Annotated in this window: 7 protein-coding genes; 5 read left to right on the top strand and 2 right to left on the bottom strand. The window is 50.9% G+C overall.

Annotation, left to right across the window (positions count from 1 at the left end):
- Nucleotides 1–53 precede the first annotated feature (53 nt).
- Nucleotides 54–1,652, bottom strand: a complete 1,599-nt coding sequence (locus tag ACKFKF_RS32985) for a gamma-glutamyltransferase family protein (protein ID WP_446871616.1) — start codon at nt 1,650–1,652, stop codon at nt 54–56.
- A gap of 580 nt (nt 1,653–2,232) precedes the next feature.
- Between ACKFKF_RS32985 and ACKFKF_RS32990 the strand changes: the two genes are divergently transcribed.
- The 4 genes from ACKFKF_RS32990 to ACKFKF_RS33005 all read left to right on the top strand — a co-directional run bounded on the left by ACKFKF_RS32990 (nt 2,233) and on the right by ACKFKF_RS33005 (nt 7,938).
- Nucleotides 2,233–3,015, top strand: coding sequence for a hypothetical protein (locus ACKFKF_RS32990; protein WP_446871617.1), 783 nt, complete (start codon nt 2,233–2,235; stop codon nt 3,013–3,015).
- A gap of 675 nt (nt 3,016–3,690) precedes the next feature.
- Nucleotides 3,691–4,968 carry a BMP family lipoprotein gene (locus ACKFKF_RS32995; protein WP_446871618.1) on the top strand — a complete coding sequence of 426 codons (1,278 nt, stop codon included), beginning with the start codon at nt 3,691–3,693 and terminating at the stop codon, nt 4,966–4,968.
- Between the two features lie 281 nt (nt 4,969–5,249).
- A complete protein-coding gene (locus ACKFKF_RS33000; protein ID WP_446871619.1) occupies nt 5,250–6,737 on the top strand; it encodes an ABC transporter ATP-binding protein in 1,488 nt (495 codons plus the stop codon).
- 130 nt (nt 6,738–6,867) lie between these two features.
- Entirely contained in the window at nt 6,868–7,938 is a 1,071-nt protein-coding gene (locus tag ACKFKF_RS33005) for an ABC transporter permease (RefSeq protein WP_446871620.1), read from the top strand.
- Nucleotides 7,939–7,960: 22 nt separating this feature from the next.
- On the opposite strand, the gene ACKFKF_RS33010 is transcribed toward ACKFKF_RS33005, so the two are convergent.
- The gene (locus ACKFKF_RS33010; RefSeq protein WP_446871621.1) at nt 7,961–8,335 is read right to left on the bottom strand and encodes a hypothetical protein; all 375 of its coding nucleotides are present in this window, start codon (nt 8,333–8,335) and stop codon (nt 7,961–7,963) included.
- Nucleotides 8,336–8,488: 153 nt separating this feature from the next.
- Between ACKFKF_RS33010 and ACKFKF_RS33015 the strand changes: the two genes are divergently transcribed.
- Nucleotides 8,489–9,481, top strand: coding sequence for an ABC transporter permease (locus ACKFKF_RS33015; RefSeq protein WP_446871622.1), 993 nt, complete (start codon nt 8,489–8,491; stop codon nt 9,479–9,481).
- Nucleotides 9,482–9,535 lie beyond the last annotated feature (54 nt).

Below are 9,535 nucleotides of genomic sequence, written 5' to 3' on the forward strand. Positions count from 1 at the left end.
CCCTCATCCCTCATCCCTCATCCCTCATCCCTCATCCCTCATCCCTCATCCCTTCAATACGCCACTGCCAGTCCATCGGCGCGAGGCTCTGAGGCAGCAACCAAAACATCGCCATGACGTAGAATGATTTGACCCCGACCAAAGTCACCAGGTTCTGCACTGAGTTGGATTTGATGACGACGATCGCTCAACCCCACCGCCACATCACGAGAAACAGACGGCTCTAATAGGACACGATCGTCACTCAACCAACGCCAGCGCGGAGCATCTAAAGCAGCTTGTGGATTGAGACCATAATCGACTAAATTAATCACCATTTGCAGATGTCCTTGAGGTTGCATTGGCCCGCCCATCACCCCAAATGCGCCTAATGGTTGCCCCTCTCGACTCAGGAATCCAGGAATAATCGTGTGAAATGGACGTTTGCCAGGAGCCACTTGATTGGGGTGCCCCAACGCTAACGTGAATCCTGTAGCCCGATTTTGTAAAGCAATTCCAGTATCGGGAATGAGAATGCCACTGCCGAATCCCATGTAGTTAGATTGAATCAGAGAAACGGTCAAGTCGCTATCGGCTGCGGTGAGATAAACAGTACCGCCTTGAGGCAGCCCAGACACAGCGCGAGGAATAGCAGTGTGATGAATTTGCGATCGCCGTTCATCAGCATACTTCTTGTCTAATAGATTAGCGATCGACACTTCCATAAAGGCTGGATCAGAAACGTGACGATAGGCATCCGCAAACGCTAACTTCATCGCCTCGATCTGCAAATGATAAGCCTCGATCGATTCACGCGGATACTGCGACAGATCATAGCCTTCGAGAATATTCAATGCCATCAACGTTGCGATGCCTTGACCATTGGGTGGAAGCTCCCAAACCGTCATTCCTCGGTAGTTTGTAGAAATCGGATCGACCCATTCAGGCTGATGATTAGCCAGATCTTGCTGGGTGAATAGTCCATTCGTTTGTGCGGCAAAGGTAGCGATCGCCGCCGCCAACTCCCCTCGATAAAAAGACTCTCCTTGAGTGATAGCGATCGCTCTCAGCGTTTTGGCATGATTGGGACTGCGCCAGATTTCTCCCGCCTGGGGTGCCCGTCCCTGTGGAAAAAACACCTGCTGAAACGGCTGAAACTCTGGACTGGTTAAGGGTAAATAAACCTGTTCGGCTCGTTTCCAGGCGCGGGCCGTCTCAGGCGACACCGGATAGCCCGCCTCGGCATAGTAGATGGCTGGCTCAAACAATCGCTCAAAGGGCAACTTTCCCCAACGCTTCCAGAGTGCTTGCCACGCCGAGACAGCCCCCGGAACGGTGACAGTTGACCAGCCTAGAGACGGCATTTTCTCAAGTCCGGCAAACGTATCTGGCGAGAGAGCTTGAGGACTTTTGCCCGACGCATTCAAGCCATGCAGTTGACTGTCCCAGACCAGCGCAAACGCATCAGACCCAATCCCATTAGAAGTTGGCTCGACGACCGTCAGCGTGATTGCCATTGCCACCGCCGCATCTACGGCATTTCCGCCCGATCGCAGCATTTCTAATCCCGCCAAAGTTGCCAGAGGTTGGCTGGTAGCGACGGCTCCTCGTCTACCCAAAACGACTCGTCTACCAGAGGCGTAAGGATATCGAGTCAGATTGTTAAAGTCCATTTGTTAACTAATTTGTAGAATTCCCCATCCGCCATGCGGTAGGGATGGATAGCAACGGCGCGGTAGCGCCAATCTCTCACCAACGAGCGCGAGAAATCCGATACAATACAAACGGTCGATGACCCACCCACATGGCTGACCACAAAAGGCTTTTAGCCCCGCAACTAGCATGAGAAAGGGGGAAGAAACAAGTCCTGCTGGTCGGGCATTCCCGTAAATCCAAGATGCGTTTGTCGAATTGAAATCAACAACCTTGGGAAGCAGGGTTGCTGCCAGGGTAGTAGAGCAATCTGCTACGGGAGTTAGAGCCGCATCGAGTGCGATAAACCTCCGGAGGACAAGTAAGACCATCATCGTACTTGGTACGAAATCTCTTAGAGATTCCCTAACGTGGCATTGACCGATGAAACTGGAAGCCCCATCCGCCATGCAGTGGGGTACTTCACAGTCCATGTCTTTTGGGTCGTGGCAGCATCGTCGATCGTATTGTAGAAAAATTCGTCACACCTGAGCATCCTGATTTGATCGCAATCTAGGCGGACTAAGAAACACGATCCTTTCGATCGGTCGGCAACCTTCTATGAAAAAACAAGCTCTGCTCCTGAGTGGGGCAATCATGCTCACCGTTGGCATGGCTTCACTCGCCTCTTGCCAGGAAACTGTCACTCAACCCTCAGCCCAACCTTCTCCAACGCCTGTTGACTTTCCTCACTGGCGAATTGTGCTGGTGGATCAATCCAGTCGATCGCCCGATTTTGCCAGCTTTCTCCAGACATTGCGGCAGGCTGTTCAAAAGAGAGACGTGACCTTTATTCGCAGCATCGTCACCGAGGAAACTCAGTTTGGATTTGGCCCCCATCGATCGCTGTCTTATCTCAATCCCGACAATCCCAATTCACCCTTTTGGTCACAGTTAGAAAAGGCGATCGCCCCGGGCTGCACCGATGAAGCAACGCTACCCCAGCCAAATCAGGAACCACTTTTTTCTTGCCCCACCGTGTTTAGGCAATTTGATCAAGCGGTGAAAACTGCGCCCCAAAAGCCACTTGCTTACGAAACGTCGGTTGTGATTGTGGGAGAAGCGATCGTGCGATCGCAGCCCATTGCCAATTCTCCTAGCGTTGCCGTTCTTGAGAATGAGATTGTGCAGGCTGATCAGGCGACTCTTGAAGCTTCGCCCCAACCCCTAAAAGACGAGACCCTTTCACCCAATAATCTCAACGGCTGGACTCCCGTCATTTTGCCCAACGATCGACGCGGCTACGTCCCCAATCGTCAGGCTTATCGTCCTTTAGGCTATCGGGCTGTTTTCGCAAAGAAGGGCGATCGGTGGATACTCCAAGCCTTCGTCTCAGGCGACTAAAGCTTTTATTCACCTGGAGAAGAGTTTCTACACGGTAAAAAGTCACCATATACCCATATCCGAGCATTATCGTAGCTCGACTTTATCTATTTGCTGAAACCCTGAAATACCAATGGTTGCAGCATGTCAGATTGCCTCTAGTGCAGCATCAACGATAAAAATTAGGGTTAGCGATCGCTGAAGTCTTCATTCAATGAAACTTTACCAAGAGATGTCTACCCTAATTCCTAGTTGTGACGCTGCACTAGACTTCTCTTGATATCGGTTCAACCGCTAGAAACCTGAAAAAGATTGCATCCCCATCTGCGATCCAGGCAGCGCCAAAAATGGAGCCTCTTCAGAATGGATAAGGTCGAGCTTAAGGTGAATTCGGTGAGGTTTACTCGTAGAAGATTTAGCTCTCCAGGACTTGCAACCGCAGCGAAAAACTTCATCGAACTCACCCCTTCATAACACCACCCCCTTTTAACTGAAACAGCCATCCCTCCTCCCTCCTCGCGCAGCGGATTACTCCCAAAGGGGGAACAGATCATCGAAGTGCTCCCTCACCCCTCCAAATTGCTCTGCTGTCAAGTTCGATACATCTTGTGAGGAAACGATCGCGTTTAGTGAGACAATCGCCCTCACAGTTTGCTTCTACACTCGTTAACCTGTCTGAACTAGAGAAAAGAATTTATGAATTTGAAGGGTCTGAATTTTGTGCAACGCATGAGTGCCACCGCGAAAAAATTGGCTCCCGGAATGGCGCTCGCGCTGCTACTGGGTGCCTGTGGGGGTCAAAATACCTCGACGACCAGTTCTCCGGCCGCGACAGGATCTCCGGCAGCAGCAGGATCTCCGGCGGCAAGTGACTTTGTGGTGGGAATGGTGCTGGTCGGCCCAAAGCAAGATGGCGGATGGAACCAATCGCACTTTGAAGGCATCGAGGGAGCGATCAAAACTCTACCCGGAGTCAAACTGGAGTATGTGGATAAGGTCAACCCGGCCGATCGCCCCAATGTCAAAGGCTCGCAGGTGGCGGATGACCTGATCGCAAAAGGGGCAAAATTTGTGATCTTTAACTCCGACGACTTCAAGGACGACGCACTAGAAACTGCGAAAAAACATCCCGATGTCAAGGTGATTCATGCCTCTGGTGACTACGCCTGGAAGGAAGGCAAAAATTTCAAAAATCAGGCAAATCTCAGCAACATCATGGGCAGGATGGAGTACGGCAAAATGATTGCTGGCTGCGCGGCCGCCCTGGGCACCGAAACAGGCAAAATCGGCTACCTCGGCCCACTAATCAATGATGAAACGCGCCGCTACGCTTCGTCTGCCTTTATGGGTGCCAAATACTGCTGGGAAAACTACCGCAAAAAGCCCGCCGCCGACCTTGATTTCAAAGTCACCTGGATTGGCTTCTGGTTCAACATTCCTGGCAAAACGCTTGACCCGACCAAGGTGGCCGATGACTTCTACAACGGGGGATTTGACGTGGTGATGTCTGGCATCGATACGCCAGAAGCGGCCGTCCAGGGCAAGAAAGCGGCCGAAGCAGGTAAGAAAGTGAAATTTACGCATTATGACCTGGCAACGGGCTGTAATCTGGCTCCTGACATCTGTTTGGGCACGCCTTACTACAATTGGGCTTCTCCTTACGCCGATGCCATCAAAAAGGCAAAAGACGGCAAGTTTACGAGTGAGTTTGTCTGGTCGGGGCCCAACTGGCAAGACATCAACAATCCCGGTACGAATATGATCGGCTTCAATCCTGGTACAGCGCTGGGTGAAAACAAAAAATTCATTGATGAGTTTGTCAAAGGGTTAGGAGACGGCAGCATCGATCCTTTCAAAGGGCCGATGAACTTCCAGGATGGAACGCCGTTCTTGAACGCGGGCGAGAAGGCCACCGATCAGCAAATCTGGTATCTGCCACAATTGTTAGCAGGCATGGAGGGGCCGAGTAAGTAGCGTTCTGCAACCCTCACGGGCAGAGGTGGAGAATGGAGGCATGGACGGTTTGTGAATTTACGATCGCCCCCTGCTCATCCATCACTGCCTCGCTCCCGCTGCTCTTCACGTCCTGACCCTACTCCAACGGTGGATTCGAGACGTTGTTCGATTGATTGGCAAACTTTAGGTCAGAACTCTTTGCTAAAAGTCCTCCAGAATTGGCAGCTTGGGAAGCAAAAGCTTGACCCGCAAGGGGTCGAAATGACCGCAAACACAACGCTCCATCACCCACTATCCCCATGAAGGTTGAACTACAACACATCAGCAAACGCTTTGGAACGGTGCAGGCCAATGATGACCTGTCGCTGACGATCGCTGCCGGGACAATTCATGGGCTGTTGGGCGAAAATGGAGCCGGAAAAAGTACGCTGGTCAAGGTTTTGAGTGGCTTTATCAGTCGCGATTCGGGAATGGTTCTCCTGGATGGTCAGGCGGTCGAAATCAAAACGCCCGCAGATGCGATCGCTCACGGGGTGGGGATGCTGCACCAAGATCCGCTAGATTTTCCGCCGCTGTCGGTGTTAGACAATTTCATGGTTGGCAAAAGCGGGAATCTATTTTTGGATCGACGACGATCGCAGCGTGACCTTGAGCGATTGTCACATCAGTTGAATTTTAATCTCAACCCCAACGAAATTTTGGGCAATCTCACCGTCGGCGAACGGCAGCAGTTAGAGATTTTGCGGCTGTTGTCGTTGGGTGCCAAAACGCTGATTTTGGACGAGCCGACGACCGGAATTTCGGCCTCTCAAAAGACGGCGCTGTTTGAGGCAATGAAGCAGTTGGCGACAGAAGGAAAGTCGATCATTTTCGTTTCCCACAAGCTCGAAGATGTCGAAGAATTGTGCGATCGCGTTACCGTTCTGCGTCAGGGCAAACTGATGGGCCATGCCGAGATTCCTTGTCCTGATGAAATCTTGATCGACCTGATGTTTGGACGCGAACTGGCACTGCCGATGAAGCCCAAAACTCGCCAGGAAACGCCCTCTCTCCAGCTTGAAGCCGTTCGTTTGGTCACCGATCGCTTAACCCTAAATATGGGCAACCTCACCGTCTATCAAGGAGAAGTCATCGGGCTAGCCGGACTCGAAGGCAGCGGACAACAACAGCTTTTACTCCTCTGTGCGGGACTGCTCAAAGCGTCCACAGGGCGAGTCATCATCGACAACGTAGACATGACCCACAAACCCTACCGCGATTATTTGAATCATGGAATTGGCTATTCTCCCGCCGATCGCCTCAAAGAGGGTCTGGTTTCGGGGCTGACGATTCATGATCATGTGGCCCTTCGTACACCGTCGCGCAGCCTGTTTGTAGATTGGAAAGAAACGCTCAAGCAAACGGTGCAAGCGATCGCAATGTTCAACATTCGCGGCAACTCTAACACACGAGTCGAACGGCTATCAGGCGGCAATCAACAACGCACACAACTGGCTCTGTTACCCGTACCGCTGAATCTGTTGCTCATGGAGCATCCCACCCGTGGATTGGATATCGAGTCGGTGTTGTGGGTGTGGCAGCAGCTCATCGCCCGATGTCAGGGAGGAACAACCATTTTGTTTATGTCCTCTGATTTGGATGAAATTATGCAGTACAGCGATCGCGTAATTGTATTCAGTGGCGGACAGGCATCCGAGCCGATCGCGGTCGAAGATCTGACGGTCGATCGTCTGGGTCAAATGATCGGAGGACGACTCAGTGAGCGCGTCGAATCCTCAATTCGCTAAACAAACCCGCACCAAAATTTCTATCTTAAAGTCCCCCAGATTGGGGGGTTGGGGGGCAGAAGCACTCAACAACGAAGCCAAAAAACGTTATCGAATTCACGTCACGTAAATAGTGTTTGGAATAGGGAAAATGACGCTTGTTTCTAAATCTCTGGTGTATCAACTGATCGCGATCGTCGTGGCGCTCGTTTTCATTGCGATCGTGATTATTTTAGTCGGGGCTTCTCCGCTAGAAGTCGTTAGCAAAATGTGGACGGGAGCCTTTGGGACAGTGGGGCAGTTTGCGAGAGTGGTGGCCACGCTTTCACCGCTTTTACTCTGTGCCAGTGGGTTATTATTCACCTTTACAGCAGGCTTGTACAACTTGGGTATCGAAGGGCAGATTGCGTTTGGAGCGATCGCCGCCACGTTGATGATGCGCCTGACTCAAGATGCTTTTCCGCCTGCGCTGGTGATTCTCTTAGCCATTGTTGCGGGTGGTTTGGGTGGAGTCATTTGGGGATTGCTGGCGGGTATTTTGAATGTGTACGGTCGCATTAACGAAATTTTTGCGGGACTGGGTTTAAACTTTGTCGCGGATGGATTGGCGCTGTATTTAATTTTTGGGCCGTGGAAGCGTGACGGCGTTGCATCAATGAGTGGAACTGAGCAGTTTCGCGAATCTCTCTGGCTGCCCACATTTGGTAACACGGATGCGAGTCCTATCGCATTGCTTTTAGCGATCGCTTCCGTAATCATCACGCTGATCGTCCTGCGAGGCACTTATTTTGGGTTGCGTCTGAGAGCCGTGGGGCAAAATCTTCGCGCTTCCTATGTATTAGGCATTCCTTCGATTCGTCAATTGCTGAGTGCATTTGCGATTTGTGGCGGTTTCGCAGGAATTGCAGGCGCGTTACAGGTTTTAGCCGTGTTTCATCGCTTAATTCCCAGCATTTCCAGTGGGTTGGGCTATCTTGCTCTACTGGTTGCGATGTTAGTTGGGTTTAATGCCTGGATGATTTTACCGATCGCCCTCTTCTTCAGTGCATTAAATATTGGTAGCCTACAACTGCCGCTAGAACTCAGTCTAGAATCTTCTCTTTCCGGTGTGATTCAAGGAACGCTGGTGCTGTTTATTCTCTTAGGGCGAGGCTTGAGCGAAACGGTGAAGTGGGGAGCTTTGCGCGATCGCTTGCCCATTCGACGATCGACCAGTGCCTAACTCCCCATTGTTTACTTCAAATTTACTTCAACGCCTGTGCAGCACAAGATTGAACGATTTGAGTCATCTCACGACGCATCGGCTTATTTGCCCCAAGTTCGTCGCTAATTTTGATAAATTCTGTCAGCGTGTATTGGTTTTGAATGCCGTCGATCGAGCAGCTACAAATTTTTCTCATTACAGCCGGATCGACACTTTTGCCGCCCGATGTGCAAGAATCAACAAAAATCTGGACAACTTGCTCAGGATAAGGGTTTACAGGGGCTTTCTTTGTGGTTCCTTGAGCGTTGGACGAGTTGGGAGAAAGGGTGAATGCAACCGTTAGCAGACAAGTGCTGAAAGTAAAAATTGCAGGAAGCCGACGTGCCTCCTTGCGGGTATCTCGTAGAGATCGCATTGTGATTCTCCTGATCAAAAGTTTAGGGTTCATCCTCGTATCGTAATTCCTGAAATTGGGCAAATCGGAGACTTTGGAGACACTTCATAAAATCTAAATCATAAAATCTGAACTTTGGCTCACTTAAATTCACTTAGATACAGGACTGATGTGATGAATTTTGCACAATTTATGCCAATTTTGGCGACAGCGATCGCCACCTCTACGCCCCTCGTTTTTGCCTGCCTGGGTGAAACCGTCACCGAACGCGCCGGGGTGATCAATCTCTCCGCCGAAGGCACAATTTTGCTGGGTGCAATGACCAGCTTTGCGATCACCAAAACCCTCGAATCCACCGGAGCCGTCCCCAGTCTAATTTTGGGCTTTGCGGGTGCGGCCGGCGTAGGGGCACTGATTGCCCTGATTGTCGCCCTAGGAACCTTGACGCTCAAACAATCTCAGGTGGCGATCGGCTTTGTGTTGGCGCTACTGGCCGCAAATTTGTCGTCGTTTTTGGGCAACTCGTTTGTGAGAATTCCCGGCCCGACAGTGCCCAGCTTCAAGATTCCTGTGTTGCAGCATATTCCTCTGTTGGGCGAACTATTTTTTAGCAGTGACCTGTTGGTTTACCTCAGCTATGCAGCGATCGCCTTGATCTGGGTTTACTTTTATCGGACTCGTGCTGGCTTGATGCTCAGAGCGATCGGCGAACAGCCCAATGCTGCCTTTGCCAGAGGCACGAATGTTGTCTTGATGCGCTATCTCTACACGGCGATCGGAGGAGCCATGACCGGGATGGCAGGAGCCGCATTCTCTCTAGACTTCAAGGCTGGATGGAGTCATTTACACACGGCTGGATATGGATGGATAGCATTAGCGATCGTGATCTTTGGTGGTTGGAATCCGTTGCGCGTCGCGTTGAGTTGTTATCTATTTGGCATCCTACAATCGTTAGCCAGCGTTGCTCAAAGTACAATTCCTGACATTCCGACTCAGGTTTTTACAGTCGCCCCGTTTATGTTGATGATTCTATTTCTCGTGTTGACTTCGAGTGAGTGGTTAGAGCGATTGTTGAAACTGTTACCTTCTCCAATCGATCGGACGGCTTCAGAACTGATTCGCAGCACGCCGCCCGCTGCTTTAGGCAAAATATTTGAGCAAGATTAGGCTTTGTTGCATGATTAGAAAAACGGTCAGATCCGCATTGGAATAGTCTTGGTA

It is taken from the genome of Phormidesmis sp. 146-12 (assembly GCF_052939495.1).

What these genes read in the sequence shown, in the direction of transcription:
- ACKFKF_RS32985 (WP_446871616.1), bottom strand. Translation starts at nt 1,652, where the DNA reads ATGGACTTTAACAATCTGACTCGATATCCTTACGCCTCTGGTAGACGA.
- ACKFKF_RS32990 (WP_446871617.1), top strand. Translation starts at nt 2,233, where the DNA reads ATGAAAAAACAAGCTCTGCTCCTGAGTGGGGCAATCATGCTCACCGTT.
- ACKFKF_RS32995 (WP_446871618.1), top strand. Translation starts at nt 3,691, where the DNA reads ATGAATTTGAAGGGTCTGAATTTTGTGCAACGCATGAGTGCCACCGCG.
- ACKFKF_RS33000 (WP_446871619.1), top strand. Translation starts at nt 5,250, where the DNA reads ATGAAGGTTGAACTACAACACATCAGCAAACGCTTTGGAACGGTGCAG.
- ACKFKF_RS33005 (WP_446871620.1), top strand. Translation starts at nt 6,868, where the DNA reads ATGACGCTTGTTTCTAAATCTCTGGTGTATCAACTGATCGCGATCGTC.
- ACKFKF_RS33010 (WP_446871621.1), bottom strand. Translation starts at nt 8,335, where the DNA reads ATGCGATCTCTACGAGATACCCGCAAGGAGGCACGTCGGCTTCCTGCA.
- ACKFKF_RS33015 (WP_446871622.1), top strand. Translation starts at nt 8,489, where the DNA reads ATGAATTTTGCACAATTTATGCCAATTTTGGCGACAGCGATCGCCACC.